Below are 21,220 nucleotides of genomic sequence, written 5' to 3'. Positions count from 1 at the left end.
GCCGAGCTCGGCGACGGCATCGACTTCGTGCCGGTCGCGATGGGCCTGTTCGGGCTGGGTGAGATCATGGCCAATCTGGAGCGCCCGCCGGTGCGCCAGGTGATGAGCCAGAAGGTGCGCGACCTGATCCCGAGCTGGACGGACCTGAAGGCCTCGTTCCCGGCGATGACGCGCGGCACCCTGATCGGCTGCATTCTCGGTGTGCTGCCGGGCGGCGGCGCCGCGCTGCCGCCGTTCACGGCCTATGCGGTCGAGAAGAAGCTGTCGAAGAACAAGGCGATGTTCGGCCACGGCGCGATCGAGGGCGTGGCGGCGCCGGAGGCCGCCAACAATGCCGGGGCGCAGACCAGCTTCATCCCGCTGCTGACCCTCGGCATCCCGGCCAATGCGCTGATGGCGCTGATGATCGGCGCCCTCATGATGCACGGCATCCAGCCCGGCCCCCAAATCATGACCGAGCAGCCGCAGCTCGTGTGGGGCGTCATCGCCTCGATGTGGGTCGGCAACCTGATGCTGCTGATCATCAACCTGCCGCTGGTCGGCATCTGGGTGTCGATGCTGAAGATCCCGTATCGCCTGATGTTCCCGGCCATCGCGCTCCTGTGCTGCATCGGCACCTACGGCATCGCCAACAGCGTCTTCAACATCTGGCTGATGCTCGCCTGCGGCCTGATCGGATACTTCTTCATCAAGGTGGGTGCCGAGCCGGCGCCGCTGCTGCTCGGCCTGGTGCTCGGCCCGCAGCTCGAGGAGAATTTCCGCCGCGCCATGCTGCTGTCCGACGGCGACCTCATGGTGTTCATGCAACGACCGATCAGCGCCGGCCTCCTGGGCGTCGCCGCGCTGCTGATCCTGGTGCTGCTGTCGCCGACGGTGTTTCGCAAGCGCAAGGAGGCGCTGGCGGAGGCGGAGTAGCGGACGTGGCATGCGTTGCGAGACCCGGCCGTCTCCGGATGTCCGCCTCGGGACAGGTGCGAGGCCGGCGGCCGAGGCCCGCAATCGCGACTAGACCTCGGGACGCGGGCCGGCGAGCGCGGCGTCACGCAGATAGGCACGACACATCGCCATCATCCTGAAGCGGGACGGCGCGAGGACCGCTGGATCCACATCGTGGTCGAATGCGACGCGGGTCGCACCCGTGAGGGCGGCGACCAGCGAGAACGTCACCTCCTCGACGTTCTCGAAGCGAGCATCGGTGCGCTGATCAGGAGCCGCATGGTGGCGTCGTTGATCCGCTTGAAGATTGCATTCGCCAGCTCCGTCGCCTCCAGCTCGCGGCGGTCGGACCGCCCGTCCGGTGGGGTGACGCGGCGCACCGGCGCGCGCACAATGGCGGCCCGCATTGTGCCGAAAGAGTCCGCCATGCTCCGCTCTCTCGCGATCCTGCCGCTGCTCGCGATGTCGAGCTCCGTCGCGCTCGCCCAGCTCACCGAGACTCCCGGGCCGGGCGGCATCCCGATCGCGCCGGGCGCGCCCGTGCAGGGTTACACGCCGGGCGGCGTCGGCATCGGCGGTGGCCGCATCGCGCCGGGACCGGCGGCCCGCGACGTGCCGATGTATCGCCGCGGACCGGGCGACGTACCGGTGCTGATCACGCCGGAGGGCTCCGACGACAAGCGCGGCAGCAGGCGCGGCGCCGCGCTTCGGGGCGACGACTGCAGCCGGCGCTCCTGCCTGCCCGACAGCCTGCGCGTCACGATCGGCAGCGACGACGAGCCCGAGGACGACAGGCGCGGCAAGAAGGGCGCTCCGCCGTTGGACAAGAAGGGTGAGACGATCGACACCATCTCGGGACTGTTCGCGGCGCTTCGTGCCTGCTGGGTGCCGCCGCCGGCCGACCAGCGCAAGCCCGGCATGGAGATGACGGTGAGGTTCGGGCTGAAGCCGACCGGCGCCCTGATGGGGCCGCCCTTCGTCACCTACGCCACGAAGGGGGCGAGCAGCGACACCCGCGATCTCTACCGCAAGGCCATCACCGACAGCCTCACCGGCTGCGACCGGCTGCGCTTCACCGACACGTTCGGAAAGGCCTTGGCCGGCAAGCCTCTGTTCGTCCGGTACGTCGACGACCGCAACGACGACGACCGCAAAGAGGGCGAGCGCAAGGACGGCAATGGCAAGCCGCGCGATCAGATTCCCGAGCGCAGGCGGCGCTAGCCCGCCGGCGCGCGTGCGGCCGCGTCGGCGGCATCGCGTCTTTCGATCAGCGGATTGAGGCCGCTGCGCGTCACCCGGCCGTGCAGCTCTCGCCCCAGCGCCGCCTCGCAGGCCAGCGCGGTGTCGAGCAGGGCGGAGTGGTCGATGCCGGTCCGCACGCCGAGCGACTCCAGGAGGCCCACCAGATCCTCGGTGCAGACATTGCCGGTGAAGCCGCCGCCATAACGGAGCTTCGCCGGATGGCCGCCGACGCCGCCGAACGAGGCGTCGAAGAACCGTACCCCGGCGTCGAGCGCGGCCAGCACGTTGACCAGCCCGGTGCCGCGGGTGTCGTGGAAATGGCCGATCGGCGTCACCTCCGGCACGGCGCGCCGGACCAGCCGGCACAGCGCCGCGACACTGTTCGGCGTCGCCATCCCGGTGGTGTCGCCGAGCGAGACGTAGCGGACGCCGAGCGCGGCGAAGCGCTCGACGTCCTCCACCACGGTCTGAGGCGGGACGGCACCCTCGAACGGGCAGCCGAAGGCGACCGAGATGGAGCCGACCAGCCGGAAACGGTCGCCCGCTGCGGCTGCCATGGCCTGCACATTGTCCCACTGCTCGGCGCGCGAGCGACGCAGGTTGGTCTGCGAATGCTCCTCGCTCGCCGACACCAGCAGGCTGATCTCGTTGACGCCGTGGCCGGCAATCGCGTCCGTGACGGCGCGCTCGACGGCACGCGGATTGGCGCACGTCGCCTTGTAGTGGACGCCGCCGCGCCGCGGCAGTGTCTCCAACAGCTCGCTCGCATCGGCGAACTGCGGCACCACCTTGGGATTCGAGTAGGAGGTCGCCTCGATCCGGGTGAAGCCGAGCGCGGCGAAGCGCTCGATCAGCTCGCGCTTGGTCGCGGTCGGCACGAAGTCCGGTTCGTGCTGCAGCCCGTCGCGGGCGAAGCACTCGCAGAGAGTCACGTCGGTCATGCTGTCGCCTCTCAGCCGAGTCCGAAGGCGGCGACCGCGTGGGCGCGCAGCCTCGCCTTCTGCACCTTGCCGCTCGCCGTCATGCCGATCGCCTCGAAGTCGTCGACGATGCGCAGATAGCGGGGCACGCGGAAATTGGCGCAGCGCTGCCGTGTCCAGCCGATCAGCTCCGCCTCGTCGGTGACCTCGCCGCTTTTCAGTGTGACGAAGGCGGCCGGCACCTCGCCGAGCCGCGTGTCCGGCACGCCGACCACCTGGGCCGTCGCCACCGCCGGATGGGCGAGCAGCACCTCCTCGACCTCGGCCGGCGCGACGTTCTCGCCGCCGACCCGGAACACGTCCTTGATGCGGCCGATCAGACGCAGCCAGCCGTCCTGGTCGACCGCGCCGACGTCGCCGGTGCGCAGCCAGCCGTCCGCCGTGAACGCCGCTGCCGTCGCTTCCGGATTGTCATAGTAGCCGCGCATGACGTTCCAGCCGCGGACCTGGATCTCACCCGACTGCCCGGCCGGCACGGGCGCGCCGTCCGGCCCGGCGATCCGCACCGTGACGCCCGGATGCGGTCGTGCCGCCCCCTCGATGCGGCGGTCGAGCGGATCGGTCCGGTCGCTGAACACCACGTTGGGCGAGGCCTCGGACAGCCCGTAGGCCCAGCAGAGGTCGCGGGCGCCCATCCGCTCGACGATGTTGCGCATCGTCTCCGGCCCGGCCGCGCACCAGCCGCCGCGCAGCGAGAGACGTCGCGTCGCGAAGTCGGGATGTCCCATCATCAGCTGGAACAGGGTGTCGTTGCCGGAGGTGAGCGTGCAGCGCTCCGCCTCCATCATGGCCAGCGCCGCGCCCGCCTCGAAGGTCGGGAGCGTCGCCAGACAGCAGCCGGTGACGAGCGAGACCAGCAGCGACAGGGTAGAGCCCGCGACGTGGAAGAACGGACGGCAGTTGAAGTAACGGTCGTCCGCCGTCACGCCCATGCGGGCCGCCACCGCGGCGGCGTTACACAGCATGTTGGCGTGGGTGAGCATGACGCCCTTGGGGAAGGCCGTGGTCCCCGAGGTGAACTGGATCAGCAGCAGGTCGTCTGGTCCGACCTCCGCTGCTGCCGCGGCGAGGTCCTGGTCCGACACCGCATCGCCCCGCGCCAGCACGGCATCGAGCGACTGCGCCGCCGCCGGCACCTGCTCGCCGCGCACGACAACTTGGCCGAGCCGCGGCAGCGCGGTGCCCGGCAGCGCCGCGTCGACCGCCGGCTCGGCCTCGCGCAGATACGCGACGAAGTCGATGCCGAGGAAATGGTCGGTGAGGATCAGCGTCGTCACGTCCGCCTGCTTCAGGCAGAAGCCGAGCTCGGCCGCCTTGAACCTGGTGTTCACCGGCACCGTGACGGCGCCGATCGTCGCGGCGGCGAAGAACAGCGTCACCCAGGTCTCGTCGTTGCCGAACAGGAGGCCGACGTGATCGCCCTTGCGCACGCCCATCGCCAGCAGGGCGCGCGCGGCGCGGCGGACGTCGGCATCGAGCGCGCGCCAGGTGAGGCGCGCGGTCGCGGTGACCAGCGCTTCGGCGTCGCCGTGCCGCGCGGCGTTGCGGGCCAGGGCGTCCGCCAGCGTGCCGGCGGGACCGTTCATCGTTCGCCTCCGAACCGGGCGATGCCGTCGCGCCATGTGTCGGCCGCGATGTTCTCCTCGATCGCCATCAGCTCGACCGCCAGCGCGCCGGCGGGATCGAGCTCGACACCGCGGTCGATGCAGCGCTTGGCCTGCGCCAGCGCCGCCGCCGGCGCCTTGCGGATCGTCGCGGCGATCTCGGCGAGCGTCGCCTCCAGCGTCTCGGGCGCGACCACCCGTGCCACCAGGCCTGCAGCGCAGGCCCCGGCGGCGTCGAGCCGCCGGCCCGTGAACATCATGTCCTTGGCGAGCCGCCTGCCGAGGATGCGGGGCAGCCGCTGGGTGGCGCCGACCGTGCCCCACAGCGCCTCGGGGGTGGCGAAGCTCGCCGCCGGCGTGGCGACGATCAGGTCGCAGGCCGCGGCGATCTCGCAGCCGGAGCCGACCGCCGGACCCTCGACCACGGCGATCGTCGGCATCGGCAGCGCCTCGATCGCCGCATAGGCGGCGAACGCCTTGAGGCGTCGCGCCCGGATCGCGTCCGGGCCCATGCCCTGCCGCTCCTTCAGGTCGGCGCCGGCGCAGAACACCGGGCCGGCGGCGCGCACCAGCACCAGCCGCACGCGCTCGTCGTCGCCGGCCGCGCGGGTGGCGGCGCTCAGCGCCTCGCAGGTGGCCGTGTCGAGCGCGTTGCGGCTCTGCGGCCGGTTCAGCGTCACGGTGAAGACGCCGTCGGACAGCGTCGTGAGGACGGGGGAAGCGCTCATACGACCTTGGCCTCGCGCAGCGCCGCGATGCGCTCCGGCGAGTAGCCGAGCCGCTCGCGCAGGATTTCGTCGGTGTGCTCGCCGAGCAGGGGCGGGCGGTCGACCGTGGGATCGTCGAAGCCGTCGAAGCGGTACGGAATGCGCAGGCCCGGAAATGATCCGACGACCGGATGCTCGAACGTCCCGACGAGCTCACGGGCGCGGGTGTGCTCGTCGGCGAAAATCTCGTCGACGGTGCGGATCGGGCCCTGCGGCACGCCGGCGGCGTCGAGCGCGGCGGCCAGCTCGTCGCGACGGCGGGTGCCGATCGCATCCGTGAGCGCAGTCATCACCTCGTCGCGCCGTCTCACCCGCTCGGAGTTCTGCTGCAGGGCGGGCTCGCCGCCCCACGCCTCGAGGCCGAGCACGCGGCACAGCGGCATCCAGTGCTGGTCGCTCCCGGTGATGTGCAGCCAGCCGCCGTCGGCGCAGCGGAAGCTCGCCGTCGGAACCCGGCTCGGATGCTCGGTGCCGAGGCGCTGCGGCACCTCGCCCAGCGCGAACCAGCGGGCGGCAGCCAGAGTGAGCAGCGCGATCTGCCCGTCCAGCATGGAGAAGTCGACATGGGAGCCGGCGCCGCCGGCGGCGTCGCGGCCGTGCACGGCGGCCAGGATCGCGATCACGATCCACAGGCCGGAGGTGAGGTCGGCGACCGGCAGCCCCGGCTTCACCGGGTCGCCGCCGCGCTCGCCGGTCAGGCTCATGATCCCGCCCATCGCCTGGAAGATGGTGTCGTAGCCCTTGCGTCGCGCATGGGGGCCGGTCTGGCCGAAACCCGTGCAGGAGACGTAGACGATACGCTCGTTGACCGCGCGGATCGCCGCGTAGTCGAGGCCATGGCGGGCGAGCGTGCCGACCGGGAAGTTTTCCAGCAGCACGTCGGCATCGGCGGCGAGGCCGCGGACGATTTCCTGCCCCTCGCGTGAGCGGAGGTCGACCGTGATCGAGCGCTTGCTGCGGTTGAAGGCGAGATAGTAGGCGCTTTCGCGGCCTCCCTCACGCGTCACGAAGGGCTCGAAGGTGCGGGTCTCGTCGCCGCGGCCGGGCTCCTCGACCTTGATCACGGTGGCGCCGAGCTCGGCCATGATCATGCTGGCGAACGGGCAGGCCAGCACCCGCGAGAGATCCAGGATGGTGAGATTCTGAAGCGGCTTCATCCGGCACGCGTCTCCTCAGGCCTTGCGGAACGCGCGCATGCGCCGGTTCGCCTCGCGGCCGGCCGCCAGCGCCTCGTCGTAGGGGACGTCGAGCGCGTGATAGAAGAGCTGCTTGGTGGCCGCCATCGCGGCGCGGCTGAACGACGCCATCTGCCCGGCGAGTGCCAGGGCGACGTCCATCAGCTCGTCGCCCGGCACGACGTGATTGACGGCGCCGAGCGCCAGCGCCCGCTTGGCGTCGATCGGCACGCCGGTCGCCACCAGCTCGAAGGCGGCCTTGCGGCCGATGTTGCGCACCAGACTCGGCAGCACGATCGCCGCGACGATGCCGTGCTTCACCTCGGGCCAGCCGAGGGTGGCGCTCTCGGCCATCACGGCGACGTCGCCGGCCAGTGCGAGGCCGGCGCCGCCGCCCATCGCGGGTCCGTTGACGGCGGTGATGACCGGCTTGGTCATCTTGGGAAAGATGCCGTGCAGCGTCATCGTCAGCTCGGCGCGTCGGTCGACGAGATGCTGATTCTCGGGCGTGAGCAGCTTGAATTCCGACAGGTCGGCACCAGCGCAAAAGGCCGGCCCGGCGCCGGTCAGCACCACGCTGCCGACGTCGGGCGACGCGTCGGCGGCCCGCAAGGCCTCCAGCAGCGCCGAGGTGAGACGGTTGTCGAGCGCGTTGCGCTTGTTCGGCCGGTTCAGGACGAGGACGCGCACGGCGCCGTGCGTCTCGGTCAGGAGATCGGACATGGATTCGGGTCCTGCTTCACGGTTTGGGCGCATCACGCGGGCTCTGCCATTGCGGCGGCCGACGACATCCGCGTCAGCCTGGCGATGGCGGCCTCGGTCTCGGCGACCAGCCGCCGCATCACCTCGGCGGCGGGGAGGATCTCGTCGATCAGGCCGACGGACTGGCCGACCTCGACCTTTCCGTGCGCGACGTCGCCGTCGTGCGCGGCCATCTTCAACGTTCCGGTGTCGATCAGCGCCGCGATCTCGGCGGTGGCCATGCCGTTCGCCTCGGCGTCGGCGACGGCCTGGGTGAAGGCGTTGCGGAGCACCCGGACCGGCATCCGCCCGCGGCCGACCAGGGTGGTGTCGGCGATCGCGGCGGCGAGTGCCCGCTCCTTGTAGGCCGGATGCAGGCGCGCCTCCGGCGTGAGCAGGAACCGGGTGCCGAGCTGGACGCCCTCGGCGCCGAGGCTCAGCAGCGCGGCGATGCCGGCGCCGTCCGCGACGCCGCCACCGCCGATCACCGGGATGCGCAGGGCGGCCGCCACGGCGCGCACCACAACCAGGGTGCCGACCTCGTCGGGCGGCGGATGGCCGCCCGCCTCGGCGCCGACCGCGATCACCGCGTCGACGCCCGCCGCCTCGGCCTTGAGCGCGTGGACCGGCGAGGCTGCGACGTGCAGCCAGGTCACGCCGGCGTCCTTGAAGCGCGCGATGTGCTTGCCCGGCCCACCCTGCGAGGCGATCAGGATCGGCACTTTCTCGTCCAGCACGATCTGCAGGAACGCATCGGCCCGCTTGTTGTAGAGCGGCACGTTGACGGCGAACGGCGCCGTCGTCATGGCTCGGACGCGCCCGATCGCGGCGCGCAGGTCGTCCGGATACATCGGTCCCGCGGCGATCACGCCGAGCCCGCCCGCGGCCGACACGGCGGCCGGCAGCTCGGCATTGGAGGAGGCCCAGCTCATCCCGGCCTGCAGGATCGGGTAGCGGATCCCGAGCAGGTCGGTGACGCGGGTGGAGAGGCGTTCGGTCACGGTCGGGTCCTGATCTCGTCCGGGTTCCTGATCACGACGGTGCTCGGCGGCCCGGCCGTCACAGGCGGGCGCCGGTCGACTTGACGAGCGGGCCCCATTTGGCCTGCTCGGCGTCGATGAAGGCGACGAACTCCGCGCCGGTGGTCGGCGACGGGATCGCCGCCTGGGTCTCGAACTGGCGCGCCAGCTCGTCGGAGCGCAGCGCCGCCGTAGCGGCCTTGTGCACGACGGCGGTGATCTCGGGCGGCAGGCCGCCGGGGGCGACTAGGCCGTACCAGTTGTCCGACAGCACGCCCGGATAGCCGAGCTCGGCCGTGGTCGGCACCTCGGGCAGCGTCGCGGTGCGCTTCGCCGTGGTCACGGCCAGCGGCTTCACGGCCCCGGCCTGGATGTGCGGCAGCAGCACCGGAACGTCCGCGATGACGAACTGCACGTGGCCGCCCAGCAGATCGTTCACGGCCGGCGCGGCGCCCCGGTAAGGAACGTGGACCACGTCGATCTGGGCCTTGTCCCGCAGCAGCTCGCCGGCCAGATGCGTGATGCTGCCGACACCGGCGGATCCGAAGTTGACGGTCCGCGGCTTCGCCCTGGCGTGGGCCACGAGCGCGGGCAGCGAGTCGATGCCGAGCGATGTGCTCACCACCAGCACCTCGGGCACTCGCGCGACCAAGGTCAACGGCGTCAGATCGGTCTTCCAGTCGAACGGCATCGACGGGACCATGAACGGGATGGTCGACAGTGCGGCGGCCCCGACCAGACAGAGCGTGTAGCCGTCCGCCGCGCTGTGAGCGACGGCGGCGAGCCCGGTGAGACCGCCGGCGCCGGTGCGCGATTCCACCACCACCTGCTGGCCGAGCTCCGTCGACATGCCGGCCGCGAGGGCGCGGCCGAACAGGTCGGCCGGCCCGCCGGCCGCGAAGGTGACGATCAGCCGGATGGGCTTGGTCGGGTAGGACTGGGCTGCTGCCGGGCGCGCCAGCAGGCCGCTCGCCGCGAGCGCGGCGAGGAACGTGCGTCGATCCATGGTCGTCGACTCCTCGAACGTTTCCTGTCGTGTCGTTGTTGTGGTCGCGGCTCGTCAGCGGCCGCGTGGTCGTGTCGTTGGTTTGGTCGCGGCGCTGCGGCGCGCCTCCGACAATGTCTGCTCCTCGCGCACGAAGTCGCGCGCCTGGTCGCCCAGCGTGATCAGGATGCGCTCCAGGCAGTCGCGCTCGGCGTCGGAGAGCCGCTGCGCCAGGCGTTCGTTGCGCTGGCGCGCCGCCTCCATCAGGCCGGCATAGAGGCGCCGGCCCGGCAGCGTCAGGGTCAGGCGGACGCCGCGGCCGTCGCGGGCGTCGACCTCGCGCAGAATCAGTCCGCGCGCGGTCAGGCCGGAGACGACGCGGCTGATCTGGCTCTTGTCGAGGCCGGCCGCCTTGGCGAGCTCGTTCAGCGAGAGCGGCGCGTAGTCGCCGAGCAGCGCCACGGTGCGCCACTCCCACAGGCTGACGCCGAACTCGCGCTTGTAGCGCATCGCGGCGCCGCGGGAGAGCAGGTTGGCGACCTGGTGCAGCCGGTAGGAGAGTAGGTCCTTGATGGCCGGCTCGCCGCCCTTTGCGACGGACGTTGGAGCCGCCACGGCGCGCGGCTTCGCTCGGCTCATCGGCTCGTCCGGGGACGCGAGCGAAAGGGCCCGCCCTCGGCCGAGCGCGCGGCTTCGGGCTCGAGATCGGATGACGTAGGACGGCGAACCGGGGTGCTCATGATAGTTGAGAGTGTTAACTGGATCGTGGATAGTGTCAACTATGGCGTCGTGGGGGCCGTCCAGGAGCGCAGGGAGAGCGCGCCGGAAAGACAAGAGTTGCGGAGTCCGCCCCGGGACGACGAGTGGAATTCCGCACGCCTTCGCCCGCACGGACGACAGCGGGCGAGAACCGTCATCGGCCCGCTCCCGGCATCCCAGCCGAAGGGTCTGTTTGCGAAACGGCAAACAGCGGGACGAGCGCCGACCTTCCGGGTCGGTGATTGCTGCTTCGCAACGAAGCCGCCGGGGCGCGCACCTAACCTGTCCTCATAGGACGAAACAGACAGGAGGGTCGTGATGACCCGTAGGTCCGTACTGATGGGCGTTGCGATCGCCGCTCTGCTCGCCGCCGCCCCCGCGCTCGCCGGCAGCCCCGATCTTCCGCGCAAGTCCGTCGAGCTGGTCGCCCCGCCCTTCGTGCACGAGCACGAGCAGGCCACCAAGAGCGGCCCCGCCATCGTCGCGTTCAAGATGGCGATCGTCGAGAAGGAGGTCGTCGTCGACGAGGCCGGCACCAAGTTCCAGGCGATGACGTTCAACGGCTCGATGCCGGGTCCGATGATGGTCGTGCACGAGGGCGACTATGTCGAGCTGACGCTGGTCAATCCCGAGTCCAACTCGATGCCGCACAACATCGATTTTCACGCGGCGACGGGGGCCCTCGGCGGCGGCGCGCTCACCCATGTCAATCCGGGCGAGGAGGTGGTGCTGCGCTGGAAGGCGACCCGCACCGGCACGTTCGTCTACCATTGTGCGCCGGAAGGCATGATCCCGTGGCACGTCGTCTCCGGCATGCACGGCACCGTGATGGTGCTGCCGCGCGACGGGCTGAAGGACCGCGACGGTAAGCCGCTGCATTACGACCGCATCTACTACGTGGGCGAAAACGACCTCTACATTCCGCGCGACGAGACCGGCAAGTTCAAGACCTACGAGTCGCCGGCCGATTCCTATCAGGACACGACCGAGGTGATGCGCAAGCTGATCCCGTCGCACGTGGTGTTCAACGGCCGGGTCGGCGCGCTGACCGGCGCGAACGCGATGACGGCCAAGGTCGGCGAGACCGTGATGATCGTCCACTCGCAGGCCAATCGCGACACCCGCCCGCATCTGATCGGCGGCCACGGCGACCAGGTGTGGGAGACCGGCAAGTTCGACAACCCGCCCCAGAAGGATCTGGAGACCTGGTTCATCCGCGGCGGCTCGGCCGGCGCTGCGCTCTACACGTTCCTGCAGCCCGGCGTCTACGCCTATGTGAACCACAATCTGATCGAGGCAGTGGAGCTCGGCGCGACGGCGCATTTCAAGGTCGAGGGCACCTGGAACGACGATCTGATGACGCAGGTGACGCCGCCCGGTCCGATCGCGCCCGGCCGGGTCGGGGCGGTCGGTGCCCCGGTGGCGCGCTGACACGATGACGGCCAGGCCCGCGAGGCGCTCGCGGGCCGGTTCGCTTCGGAGGGTCCGTCATGCTGCTCGCATCCAGCCTCAAGATTGCCGCAGCGGCGGCGGCCCTGGCCGGGCCGCTGGCGGGCGGCGCGGCGCTGTTGTCGCCCGGCGTGCCGGCGCTGCCGCATTCCGTCGTGGCGCTCGCGCCGGCCGAGTTCCAGTATCGCGTCGCCGGCGATGTGTCGGTCGCCGGCCGGCCCGCGGCCGCGCCGGTACGCACGCTGCGCCTCGACCGCGATCTCACCATCATGACCCGGCAGGTGACGGCGGCCGAGTATGCGACCTGTGTCGCCGCCGGTGCCTGTCCGCGCATCGGGCGAGGTCCGGCGGCCGACGACCGGCCGGTGGTCGGGGTGAGCCATCGCGACGCCGTCGCCTATGCGGCCTGGATGACCCGGACGACCGGTCTGACGCATCGTCTACCGACCGACCAGGAGTGGGTGTTCGCGGCGGCCGAGAAGGCCGACGACGAGGCCCTGCCGGTGGTCGACCGGGCCGATCCGGCGCGCGCCTGGCTGGTCCGCTACGACACCGAGGCGTCGCGCGAGAAAATGTCGGCCGAGCCGCAGCCGGTCGGGCATTTCGGCGTCAATGCCAAGGGGCTCGCCGACGTCGCCGGCAATGTCTGGGAATGGACCGACACCTGCTTCGTGCGGGCAACGCTCGAAGCCTCGGGCGAGACGCGCGCCACCACGACCAATTGCGGCGTCCGCGTCGTGCAGGGCCGGCACCGCACCTACATGACCGACTTCATCCGTGATCCGCGCACCGGCGGCTGCGCGGCCGGGGCGCCGCCCGCCAATCTCGGCTTCCGCCTGGTGGTCGAGACGGCGGCGGCCGACCGCCTGCTCGCCGCGCTCGAGCGCACCGCCCGCCGGCTGCTCGGACCGGGCTGACGCGCCGCGCCATCCGCACGCTCACGCCTCGCCGGCTGCACGGCAGGCGTGGGCGTGCACGGCGTCGTCTTTCGGACAGCGGTCCGTCACCGGCCGTTCGGTGGGGCGCAGACCGATCCAGGCGTCGACGCGGGCCTGGTCGAAGCCGGCCTCGCGGCGCTCGCCGACCTGCATCAGCGGCCGCCTGATCAGCAGGGGATCGGCGATCATCAGGGCGAGCGCGGCCTCGGCGGTCGCGGCGGCGGGCTCGATCTCGCCGGATTTCACTCGCGGTGCGGCGGGGTTGAACCACGCCGCGACCGGCGTATCGCCGAAGAACGGACGCAGGCGTTCGGCCGTCCACGGCGCGGCGAGCAGGTCGCGGACGTCGAGCTCCTGGCCGGAGGCGCGCAACAGCGCCTTCGGGCGGGCATTGCCGCCGCATCCAGGCTTTTCGTAGAAGACGACCTTGGCCATTGTCGCGAAGCCTCCATCGGCACGGCGCCGATGCGGAGGCAAGCAATCCACGGGCCGATCGGACGTCCTGCGGGCAGGAGACGTCGTGAAAAAGGACGAAGAGCCCCGGGGGGTTCGCCCCCGAGGCCCTTCGACGCTCTGTCTCTCACTCGCCGGCCTGGTTTGGGACTTCGGCCTTGAGCGTCTGGGCTCTCAGTAGCGGGCCATCAGGGGCGCGCCGTAGCCGCCGAAGCGATAGTTGAGGCCCACCTTGGCGGTGTGGATGCCGCTGTTCTCGTGATCCCAGTTAAAGCCGAACGCACCTACGCTCTGGGTGTTGTCGACGCCGATATACATGTACTCGGCCTTGAGGCTCCAGTTCATGTCGAAGGCCCACTCGACGCCGCCGCCGACCGTCCAGGTCGCCTGGGTCTCGCTGACCGAGGCGATGAAGGCCGGGGTCGCGATGGTGTTCTCGACATTGACGAAGGCGACGCCGCCCTTGGCGTAGATCAGGGCGCGGTTCCACGAGTAGCCGAGCCGGCCCGTGATCATGCCGTACCAGTCGCCGACCTTGGTCGAGGACACCACGGCGCCGCCCGACAGCGGATCGTAGGCCGAGCCGGACATGCTCAGATAGCCGAGCTCGCCTTCGAGGCCGAGCACGAAGGGCGAGCCGATCGGCTGCCAGTTGCAGCCCACAGTGCCGCCGCCGATGAAGCTCGAATCCGTCTTGTAGCCCCACGAGCCCGGCGCGACATAGCCGTTGAGGTCGGTGGCGACCGTGCTGTCGGCGTTCCAGGCGCCGCCGACATAGCCGCCGATGTAGCAACCCGTCCAGGAGAACACCGGCGCCATCACGGGCGGCGGGGCCTTCATGGGCATGCGAGCCGAGAGATCCGCGGCGCCCGCGCATCCCATCATCGTGACGGTCGCGACCGTCGCCAGCAGAAGCTTCTTCATTGTTGTTCCCCTCGCGTCATCTGATTGCGCCAACTTGACTCAAACCCGCGAAGAAATGGTGGCGAAACGGCAACACCGGGGTCGAACCCCTGCGGTGGTTAATGCCTGGTAAACAAGGGCTTAGCGGCACCATCAGGGGGCCCCGCGAGGGGGCGCGGGGCCTGCCGGGCCGAACGCTTCTTCTCTCTGTCGCCCGCGGGCAGCGGTGGTGTTCTCCGGAGCGGCCGAAAATAGCGAACCCGTTCGCATTGATGGGAGGGCGTGCCCGGCGCACCTTCGTGATCATGACGGCGACCCGCGTGCTCACCTTCGAGCTGCCGACCCGCATCGCGCGGAGCATCGCGGGCGCGTGGCGGGCATTCGCGACCGACATGGTGCGCGGCGTCTGGCTGGTGTCGTGGGATGGCCGCGTGCACGGGGCACTGCGACACGACGGCAGCCGTTGGTGGCTCGACTGGCTGCCGGCGGCGGATCCGCGGCTCGCGTCCTACGACGGGCCACTCGCCGCGACGCCGGACGAGATCGTTGCCGTGCTCGCCCGGCACATCGCCGCGGCCACTCCGGCTGGCGCAGCCTCGGACGTCGCGACCCTGCACATCGATCCCGTCATCGCGTTCTGATCAGGTCGGCACGATCTGATCACATCATAGTTGCGCGGCCAGAGCGCTGGCCGGCTGGGTCCGGATACGCTCCAGAATGGCTTGCACCAGGCGCTCGGCCGCGATCTCCGGGCCGATCTCGTCGGTCGCCAGCACCAGGGCCGGGGCGGTCGGCGGCTCGTAGGCCTGGTCGCGGCCGGTGAAGTTCACGATGCGGCCCGACTCGGCCTTGGCATAGAGCCCCTTGGGGTCGCGTGCCCGGCAGGTCTCCGGCGAGGCGTCGACCAGCACCTCCATGAAGCGCCCGGCCGGGAACAGGCCGGCGGCACGCTCCCGGTCGGCGCGGAACGGCGACACCAGCGCCACCAGCACGATCAGGCCGGCGTCGGTCATCAGCTTCGCCACCTCGCCGACGCGGCGCACGTTCTCGGCCCGCGAGGCGGCGTCGAAGCCGAGATCGGCGTTGAGGCCCTGCCGCACATTGTCGCCGTCGAGCAGCATGGTGTGATGCCCGAGCGCGACCAGACGGCGCTCCGCCAGCGCCGCGATGGTCGACTTGCCGGAGCCCGGCAGGCCGGTGAGCCAAACGGCGAGCGGCTGCTGCGTCTTGACCCAGGCCCGCACCGCCGGGTCGACGGCGCCCGCCTGGGCGTGCACGTCGCGGGCGCCGTCGAGCCCGGCGATCACCAGGCCGGCCGCGCTGGTCGCGTGCGTCGCGCGGTCGATCAGGATGAAGCCGCCGGTCGCGCGGTTCTCGCCATAGGGGTCGATCGACACCGGCACGGCGGTCTCGACATGGACGCGGCCGATGGCGTTGAGGGCGAGCCGGTCGGCCGGCACCCGTCCGAGCCAGGCGAGATCGAGCCGGTCGGCGATGCGGGTGACGGTGGCCGGCAGCGTGGCGGTGCCGACCTTCATCAGGAAGCGCCTGCCGGCCTCGACCTCCTCGTCCGTCATCCACACCAGATCGGCGGCGAAGCGCCGCGTCACGGTCGGCCGCGCCCGCGGGGCTGCCAGCACGTCGCCGCGCCCGATGTCGATCTCGTCCGCGAAGGTCAGCGTCACGGCGTCGCCGGCGGACGCCACCTCGACGTCCGCATCCATGGTGACGATTCGGGCGATCTTGGTGGTACGACCCGACGCGGCGACCACCACGGCGTCGCCGACCGCGACGCGGCCGCTCGCGACCGTGCCGGCGGCGCCGCGGAAGTCGGCGTGCGGGCGGCTCACCCACTGCACGGGGAAGCGGAAGGGCGCGGCGCTGTCGTCGGCGATCTCGACGGCCTCGAGATGCTCCAGCAGGGTCGGCCCGACATGCCAGGGCGTGTTCGGGCTCGCCTCCACGACATTGTCGCCGAAGCGCGCCGAGAGCGGGATCGTGGTCACGGAGCGGAAATCGAGCGGGCCCGCGAAGGCACCGAACGCCGCCACCAGCTCGTCGAAGCGCGCCTGCGACCAGCCGACCAGATCCATCTTGTTGACGGCCAGCACCACGTTGCGGATGCCGAGCAGCGACACGATGGCGGCGTGCCGGCGCGTCTGCTCCAGCAGGCCCTTGCGGGCGTCGACCAGCAGCACCGCGAGCTCCGACGTCGAGGCGCCGGTCGCCATGTTGCGGGTGTACTGCTCGTGCCCGGGCGTGTCGGCGACCACGAAGGCGCGCCGCCCTGTCGAGAAGAACCGGTAGGCGACGTCGATCGTGATGCCCTGCTCGCGCTCGGCCTCCAGCCCGTCGAGCAGCAGCGCGAGGTCGACGTCCTCGCCCGTGGTGCCGAAGCGCCGGCTCTCGCGCGTGATCGCGGCGAGCTGGTCGTCGAGCACGCCCTGCGCCTCGTGCAGCAGCCGGCCGATCAGGGTCGACTTGCCGTCGTCGACGGAGCCGCAGGTGATGAAGCGCAGCGCGCCCCGCGCCCGCACCGGCAGCGGCGGCGCCACCGGCGCCGACGGGGTGCGGAGGATGTCGTCGAGCCCGGCGGGGGCGCCGAGAGCCGCAGGTGATCGCAGGGCGGTCGGCATCAGAAATAGCCCTCGCGCTTCTTGGCTTCCATCGAGGCCTGGACGGCGCCGTCGACCAGCCGCCCGTTGCGCTCCGAGACGCGCGACGAGACGATCTCGGCGATGATGCCGTCGAGGTCGGCGGCGTCGGACTCGACCGCGCCGGTGAGCGGCCAGCAGCCGAGCGTGCGGAATCGCACCCGCCGGCGCTCCAGCCGCTCGGCCTCGCGCCAGCGCATGCGGTCGTCGTCGACGACCAGCACCGCGCCGTCGCGCAGCACCACGGTGCGCTCGGCGGCGAAATACAGCGGGACGATGGGGATGCCCTCGGCCCGGATGTAGTCCCACACGTCGAGCTCGGTCCAGTTGGAGAGCGGGAAGACCCGCATGGAGTCGCCGGGCGCGAGGCGGGTGTTGAACAGCCGCCACAGCTCGGGTCGCTGGTTGCGCGGATCCCAGACATGACCGCGCCGGTGCGAGAACACGCGCTCCTTGGCGCGCGCTTTCTCCTCGTCGCGGCGGGCGCCGCCGAAGGCGGCGTCGAAGCCGTGCTGGTCGAGCGCCGCCTTGAGCGCCTCGGTGAGCATCAGGCGCGAGTACTCGCCCGTCTCGGTGTCGAACGGGTTGACGCCGGCAGCGGCCGCCTCGGCATTGGTGTGGACCAGCAGGTCGAGCCCGTAGGTCGCCGCCATGCGGTCGCGATGCGTGATCACGTCGCGAAAGTCCCAGCCGGACGCGATGTGCATCAGCGGGAAGGGCGGCCGGCCCGGAAAGAACGCCTTTCGCGCGATGTGGAGCATCACGGACGAGTCTTTGCCCACCGAGTAGAGCATCACCGGGTTGCGGAACTCGGCCGCGACCTCCCGCATGATGAAGATCGCCTCGGCTTCGAGCCGCCGCAGATGCGGAGACAGACGTGGATGCGCCGCGGCGGCCGGCGATGGGACAGCGGCATGCGCCTCGGGCAGGCGCTCGGCGACGACGTCGGCGGCACGCATGGCGACCCTCAGGAGAGCGCGGCCGAGACCCGTCGCCACGGGCGCGGATCGGGCCTTGTTTCGGACGCCTCGGCGGAGGCGGGCTGATAATGGTGGCGCACCGCGACGATGCGCTTTTCACGCAAGGCCGCGACGGTTCCGGCATGCGTCACGTCGAGCGCGTCGAAGCCGGCGCGCAGCATCAGCGCGACCTGGTCGCGCAGCACGTCGCCGCTCGCCCGCAGCTCGCCGACATAGCCGTGCCGGTCGCGCAGCAGCCGGGCGAGCGAGTAGGGCCGCCCGTCGGCGTATTTCGGAAAACTGATCACCACGAGCCCGAGGCGCGGCAGATCCGGAACGATGTCGTCGAGCGTATCGCCGGCGGTGAGGAGCACGCCGACCGGCGCGTTTCGCCCGCGCAGCGCCTCGCGCTCCGCCAGAAAGCGCGCCTTCGGCACGGCGACCTTACCGGATGCCGGCAGCGGCGCGTCGCCGGCCGGGATCTGCCAGTCGTCGTCCTCGAAACGTCCGTTGCGGAACAGCGGCATGATCAGGTTCTCGTCGATGACGTGAGAAGGCCGGCGTTGCTTTCACCTCCTCCAGGGGAGGGTGAAGAGGGCGGCGCGGCGGTGCGACGATCGTGTAGGCCGCACTCCGTCTTCTCGAGGCCGCGCCAGCGGCCGGCGCGCAGATCCTCGTCGGCGTCGACCCGCGACGTGCAGGGCACGCAGCCGATCGATGGATAGCCCTGCGCGGCGAGGGGATGCTCCGGCAGGCCGTGCTCGCGCCGGTATGCGACGGCGTCGTCGATGGTCCAGCCGGCGAGCGGGTTGATCTTGATGCGCGCGCCGTCCCACTCCGCGTGAGACAACGCGGCGCGTGAAAGGGCCTGATCCCGCCTGCGGCCGGTGAACCAGGCGGCGAACGGCTCGATCGCCTGCGCGAACGGCACCACCTTGCGAAGGCCACAGCAGGCGTCCGGATCGCGCTCCGCGAGCGACAGGTCGGGATCGCGGCGCGCCAGCTCGGCGGCGGCCGGCCGCACGGTGCGCACGTCGATCAGGCGGAGCCGGGCGACCAGCGCGTCGCGATGCGCCAGCGTCTCGGGAAACAGCCGCAGCGTGTCCACGAAGACCACGGGCGTCGTCCGGTCCGCGGCGGCGATCATGTGCAGCAGCACGGCGGAGTCGGCGCCGAACGAGGAGACGAGCGCGATGCGTCGGGCGAACCGCGCCAGCGCGTCGCGGACGATGTTCTGTGGGGTGCTGTGCGCCCACGCATCGGCCAGACGAAGCGCCTCGCCGCGGCCCGTCTCGACCGCGAGCGTGTCGAGGTCATCCTGCCGCAGCATAGAGCGCCTCCCTGAACGGGGCCTCGCCGACGCGGCGATAGGCGGCCAGGAACGTCTCCTGCGGCGACGTACGCAGGCCCAGATAGGTGTCGATCACGGTCTCGACCGCGTCGACGATCTCGCCTGACGAGAAGCCGCGGCCGACGATCTCGCCGATCGTGCAGATCTGGTCGCCGGAGCCGCCGAGGGTGATCTGATAGAACTCCTCACCCTTCCGCTCGAGGCCCAGGATGCCGATGTGGCCGACGTGATGGTGGCCGCAGGCGTTGATGCAGCCGGAGATCTTGATCTTCAGCTCGCCGATCGCGTGCTGGCGGTCGAGGTCGGCGAAGCGCTCTGAGAGCCGCTCGGCGATGGGAATCGAGCGCGCCGTGGCGAGCGAGCAGTAGTCGAGGCCCGGGCACGAGATGATGTCGGTGACGAGACCGGCATTGGGGGTCGCGAGGCCGGCGGCCCGCAACGCCTCGAACACGGCCGGGATGTCGTCGAGCCGTACATGCGGCAGCACCAGGTTCTGCTCGTGGCTCACCCGGATCTCGTCGAAGCCGTAATGCGCCGCGAGGTCGGCAACCGCCTCCATCTGGGTCGCGGTCGCGTCGCCGGGCGGCTGCCCGGTCGGCTTCAGCGAGATCGTGACGATGCCGTAGCCCGGGATCTTGTGCGGATGCACGTTGCGGGACGCGAACCGCGCGAAAGCCGGGTCGGTCTTCACGGCGCGCTCGTAGAGGTCCGATTGCGCCGGCAGCGACGCGAAGGCGGGCGAGGCGAAATAGGCGCCGATGCGGTCGACCTCGTCGGCCGGGAGCGTCAGGGCCTTGCCCTTCAGCGCCGCGAACTCGGCGTCGACGGCCTCCGTGAACGCCGCCTCGCCGGTCTCGTGAACCAGGATCTTGATGCGCGCCTTGTACTTGTTGTCGCGGCGGCCTTCCAGATTGTAGACGCGCAGCACCGCCTCGCAGTACGCGAGCAGATCGGCTTCGGGCAGGAAGTCGCGCAGCTTGCGCGCCACCATCGGCGTGCGGCCCTGGCCGCCGCCGACATAGACGGCGAAGCCGAGCGAACCGGTCTCGTCGCGCTTCACCTGCAGGCCGATGTCGTGGGTCTGGATCGCGGCGCGGTCGTTCGGCGCGCCGATCACCGCAAGCTTGAACTTGCGCGGCAGGAACGTGAACTCCGGATGCAGCGACGACCATTGCCGCAGGATTTCGGCATAGGGCCGCGGGTCCGCGGCCTCGTCTGCGGCGGCGCCGGCGAAATGGTCGGCCGTGACGTTGCGGATGCAGTTGCCCGAGGTCTGGATCGCGTGCATCTCGACGCCGGCGAGCTTGTCGAGGATATCCGGCACGTCCTTCAGCGCGATCCAGTTGAACTGCAGGTTCTGACGCGTGGTGAAGTGGCCGTAGCCCTTGTCGTGATCACGAGCGATCGACGCGAGCAGGCGGAGCTGGCGCGACGACAGCGTGCCGTACGGGATGGCGATGCGCAGCATGTAGGCGTGGAGCTGAAGGTAGACGCCGTTCATCAGCCGCAGCGGCTTGAACTGGTCCTCGGTCAGCTCGCCGGAGAGCCGCCGCGCCACCTGGTCGCGGAACTCGGCGACACGCTCCTGCACGAAGGTCCGGTCGAACTCGTCGTAACGGTACATCGGGGACTCGCCTCAGTGTCCGGCGGGGCGGCCGTCGGCCGGCAACGCGATGGTGGGGCCGCTGGTGCGGATCAGCTCGCGCAGCGCGGTCGGCCGGACGAAAGCGCCCTCGCGCACCACCTCGATCAGCGCGAGATCGACGATGCGGTTGCCCGGCCCCTGGTCGGCCTGGGCGTGGGCCAGGAGCGCGTCCGCCTGCTCCGGCGTCGTGGCGATCTCGGCGGCCGCGATGTCGCCCGACCAGTCGCCGTCCGGATGGCGGAACACGACCGCGCCGGTCGGCAGGTCGTTGGCGGTGGCGACCACCGGGTGGAACGTCTTCGGGCGTTTGGCCATGGGGGACCTCAGGCGGCGGCCGGGACGGCGCGGGCGGACGGTTGGCGTAGCGGCACGGCGCCGGCGAGGTCGCCATGCGCCACGGCCGGGCCGATCAGGATCAGCACCGGACCGTCGACGTCGTGTCGCGCGGCGAGGGCGGGCAGGTCCGCAACCGGACGCGATCGAGTTCCAAGCGCGTCTCCTCTCGAAAGCGGCCGTGCTCTGCGGTGATCTCGTCGCAGCGCTTCGCGGTCTTGTCGGCGAGCGACGACGTCGCGGCGAGATCGCCGGCCGCCTTGAAGCGCGCGGCGATGCGAGGCGCGAAGTACGAGGCGATGCCGAGCAGGGCGGTGTTGATGGTGG

At 71.1% G+C, this 21,220-nt stretch carries 24 protein-coding genes; 5 read left to right on the top strand and 19 right to left on the bottom strand.

The genetic code is table 11. The features are described 5' to 3' along the window. Positions 1-915: tripartite tricarboxylate transporter permease (locus tag CH341_RS35665; protein ID WP_245430820.1), on the top strand; the 915-nt coding region annotated here is incomplete at its 5' end. Positions 916-1,005: 90 nt separating this feature from the next. Here CH341_RS35665 and CH341_RS34005 read toward each other — a convergent pair. Together CH341_RS34005 and CH341_RS01780 are read right to left on the bottom strand one after the other, a co-directional pair. Then, a complete protein-coding gene (locus CH341_RS34005) occupies positions 1,006-1,167 on the bottom strand; it encodes a hypothetical protein (RefSeq protein WP_170149427.1) in 162 nt (53 codons plus the stop codon). Further along, positions 1,164-1,364, bottom strand: a complete 201-nt coding sequence (locus tag CH341_RS01780) for a hypothetical protein (RefSeq protein WP_111417317.1) — start codon at positions 1,362-1,364, stop codon at positions 1,164-1,166. The genes CH341_RS34005 and CH341_RS01780 overlap by 4 nt, the downstream gene beginning before the upstream one ends. Here CH341_RS01780 and CH341_RS01775 point away from each other — a divergent pair. Continuing rightward, positions 1,363-2,157 (top strand): hypothetical protein, encoded by a 795-nt coding sequence (locus tag CH341_RS01775; protein WP_111417316.1) that lies wholly within the window; start codon positions 1,363-1,365, stop codon positions 2,155-2,157. The genes CH341_RS01780 and CH341_RS01775 overlap by 2 nt on opposite strands. On the opposite strand, the gene CH341_RS01770 is transcribed toward CH341_RS01775, so the two are convergent. From CH341_RS01770 to CH341_RS01735, 8 genes are read right to left on the bottom strand one after another with little or no spacing between them, the layout of a single operon-like run. Beyond that, entirely contained in the window at positions 2,154-3,119 is a 966-nt protein-coding gene (locus CH341_RS01770) for a hydroxymethylglutaryl-CoA lyase (RefSeq protein WP_111417315.1), read from the bottom strand. The two genes, CH341_RS01775 and CH341_RS01770, sit on opposite strands and share 4 nt — an antisense overlap. A gap of 11 nt (positions 3,120-3,130) precedes the next feature. Continuing rightward, positions 3,131-4,744, bottom strand: coding sequence for an AMP-binding protein (locus CH341_RS01765; RefSeq protein ID WP_111417314.1), 1,614 nt, complete (start codon positions 4,742-4,744; stop codon positions 3,131-3,133). Then, on the bottom strand, positions 4,741-5,490 hold the full coding sequence (locus tag CH341_RS01760; RefSeq protein ID WP_111417313.1) for an enoyl-CoA hydratase/isomerase family protein: 750 nt from the start codon (positions 5,488-5,490) through the stop codon (positions 4,741-4,743). Before CH341_RS01760 ends, CH341_RS01765 begins: the two co-directional genes overlap by 4 nt. Continuing rightward, on the bottom strand, positions 5,487-6,686 hold the full coding sequence (locus tag CH341_RS01755) for a CaiB/BaiF CoA transferase family protein (RefSeq protein ID WP_111417312.1): 1,200 nt from the start codon (positions 6,684-6,686) through the stop codon (positions 5,487-5,489). The genes CH341_RS01760 and CH341_RS01755 overlap by 4 nt, the downstream gene beginning before the upstream one ends. Positions 6,687-6,701: 15 nt before the next feature. Then, positions 6,702-7,427: an enoyl-CoA hydratase/isomerase family protein gene (locus tag CH341_RS01750; RefSeq protein ID WP_111417311.1), complete on the bottom strand. Its 726-nt coding sequence runs from the start codon at positions 7,425-7,427 to the stop codon at positions 6,702-6,704. Between the two features lie 32 nt (positions 7,428-7,459). Beyond that, positions 7,460-8,446 carry an NAD(P)H-dependent flavin oxidoreductase gene (locus tag CH341_RS01745; RefSeq protein WP_170149426.1) on the bottom strand — a complete coding sequence of 329 codons (987 nt, stop codon included), beginning with the start codon at positions 8,444-8,446 and terminating at the stop codon, positions 7,460-7,462. A gap of 58 nt (positions 8,447-8,504) precedes the next feature. Next, positions 8,505-9,470 (bottom strand): Bug family tripartite tricarboxylate transporter substrate binding protein, encoded by a 966-nt coding sequence (locus CH341_RS01740; protein WP_111417310.1) that lies wholly within the window; start codon positions 9,468-9,470, stop codon positions 8,505-8,507. 54 nt (positions 9,471-9,524) lie between these two features. Further along, on the bottom strand, positions 9,525-10,088 hold the full coding sequence (locus CH341_RS01735) for a MarR family winged helix-turn-helix transcriptional regulator (RefSeq protein WP_111417309.1): 564 nt from the start codon (positions 10,086-10,088) through the stop codon (positions 9,525-9,527). A 435-nt stretch (positions 10,089-10,523) separates the two neighbouring features. Between CH341_RS01735 and nirK the strand changes: the two genes are divergently transcribed. Both nirK and CH341_RS01725 read left to right on the top strand, forming a co-directional pair. After that, positions 10,524-11,639 carry a copper-containing nitrite reductase gene (gene nirK, locus CH341_RS01730; RefSeq protein ID WP_111417308.1) on the top strand — a complete coding sequence of 372 codons (1,116 nt, stop codon included), beginning with the start codon at positions 10,524-10,526 and terminating at the stop codon, positions 11,637-11,639. A gap of 59 nt (positions 11,640-11,698) precedes the next feature. After that, positions 11,699-12,574 (top strand): SUMF1/EgtB/PvdO family nonheme iron enzyme, encoded by an 876-nt coding sequence (locus CH341_RS01725; RefSeq protein ID WP_111417307.1) that lies wholly within the window; start codon positions 11,699-11,701, stop codon positions 12,572-12,574. A 21-nt stretch (positions 12,575-12,595) separates the two neighbouring features. Here the strand turns inward: CH341_RS01725 and CH341_RS01720 are convergent, their stop codons facing one another. Next, complete coding sequence (locus CH341_RS01720) at positions 12,596-13,030, bottom strand: ArsC/Spx/MgsR family protein (RefSeq protein WP_111417306.1); 435 nt, start codon at positions 13,028-13,030, stop codon at positions 12,596-12,598. Between the two features lie 192 nt (positions 13,031-13,222). Further along, entirely contained in the window at positions 13,223-13,972 is a 750-nt protein-coding gene (locus tag CH341_RS01715; protein WP_111417305.1) for an outer membrane protein, read from the bottom strand. A gap of 299 nt (positions 13,973-14,271) precedes the next feature. On the opposite strand from CH341_RS01715, the gene CH341_RS01710 reads away from it, so the two are divergent. Next, positions 14,272-14,592 carry a hypothetical protein gene (locus CH341_RS01710; protein ID WP_146604340.1) on the top strand — a complete coding sequence of 107 codons (321 nt, stop codon included), beginning with the start codon at positions 14,272-14,274 and terminating at the stop codon, positions 14,590-14,592. Positions 14,593-14,616: 24 nt separating this feature from the next. Here CH341_RS01710 and cysN read toward each other — a convergent pair whose 3' ends face one another. From cysN to CH341_RS34000, 7 genes are all read right to left on the bottom strand, one after another. After that, on the bottom strand, positions 14,617-16,587 hold the full coding sequence (gene cysN, locus CH341_RS01705; RefSeq protein ID WP_111417303.1) for a sulfate adenylyltransferase subunit CysN: 1,971 nt from the start codon (positions 16,585-16,587) through the stop codon (positions 14,617-14,619). Continuing rightward, positions 16,587-17,564, bottom strand: a complete 978-nt coding sequence (cysD, locus tag CH341_RS01700) for a sulfate adenylyltransferase subunit CysD (RefSeq protein ID WP_111417344.1) — start codon at positions 17,562-17,564, stop codon at positions 16,587-16,589. Before cysD ends, cysN begins: the two co-directional genes overlap by 1 nt. Before the next feature lie 8 nt (positions 17,565-17,572). After that, positions 17,573-18,091 (bottom strand): DUF934 domain-containing protein, encoded by a 519-nt coding sequence (locus CH341_RS01695; protein ID WP_111417302.1) that lies wholly within the window; start codon positions 18,089-18,091, stop codon positions 17,573-17,575. A gap of 2 nt (positions 18,092-18,093) precedes the next feature. After that, positions 18,094-18,894: a phosphoadenylyl-sulfate reductase gene (locus CH341_RS01690; RefSeq protein WP_111417301.1), complete on the bottom strand. Its 801-nt coding sequence runs from the start codon at positions 18,892-18,894 to the stop codon at positions 18,094-18,096. Then, complete coding sequence (locus CH341_RS01685; RefSeq protein WP_111417300.1) at positions 18,878-20,539, bottom strand: nitrite/sulfite reductase; 1,662 nt, start codon at positions 20,537-20,539, stop codon at positions 18,878-18,880. Before CH341_RS01685 ends, CH341_RS01690 begins: the two co-directional genes overlap by 17 nt. A 12-nt stretch (positions 20,540-20,551) precedes the next feature. Continuing rightward, on the bottom strand, positions 20,552-20,875 hold the full coding sequence (locus CH341_RS01680; protein ID WP_111417299.1) for a DUF2849 domain-containing protein: 324 nt from the start codon (positions 20,873-20,875) through the stop codon (positions 20,552-20,554). Between the two features lie 100 nt (positions 20,876-20,975). Next, on the bottom strand, positions 20,976-21,220 hold a 245-nt coding region (locus CH341_RS34000), incomplete at its 5' end, for a hypothetical protein (protein ID WP_170149425.1).

The organism is Rhodoplanes roseus (genome assembly GCF_003258865.1).
GTDB lineage: Bacteria > Pseudomonadota > Alphaproteobacteria > Rhizobiales > Xanthobacteraceae > Rhodoplanes > Rhodoplanes roseus.
The sequence above is the reverse complement of the archived record's forward strand: the minus strand, read 5'-3'. Positions and strand labels throughout refer to the sequence as shown.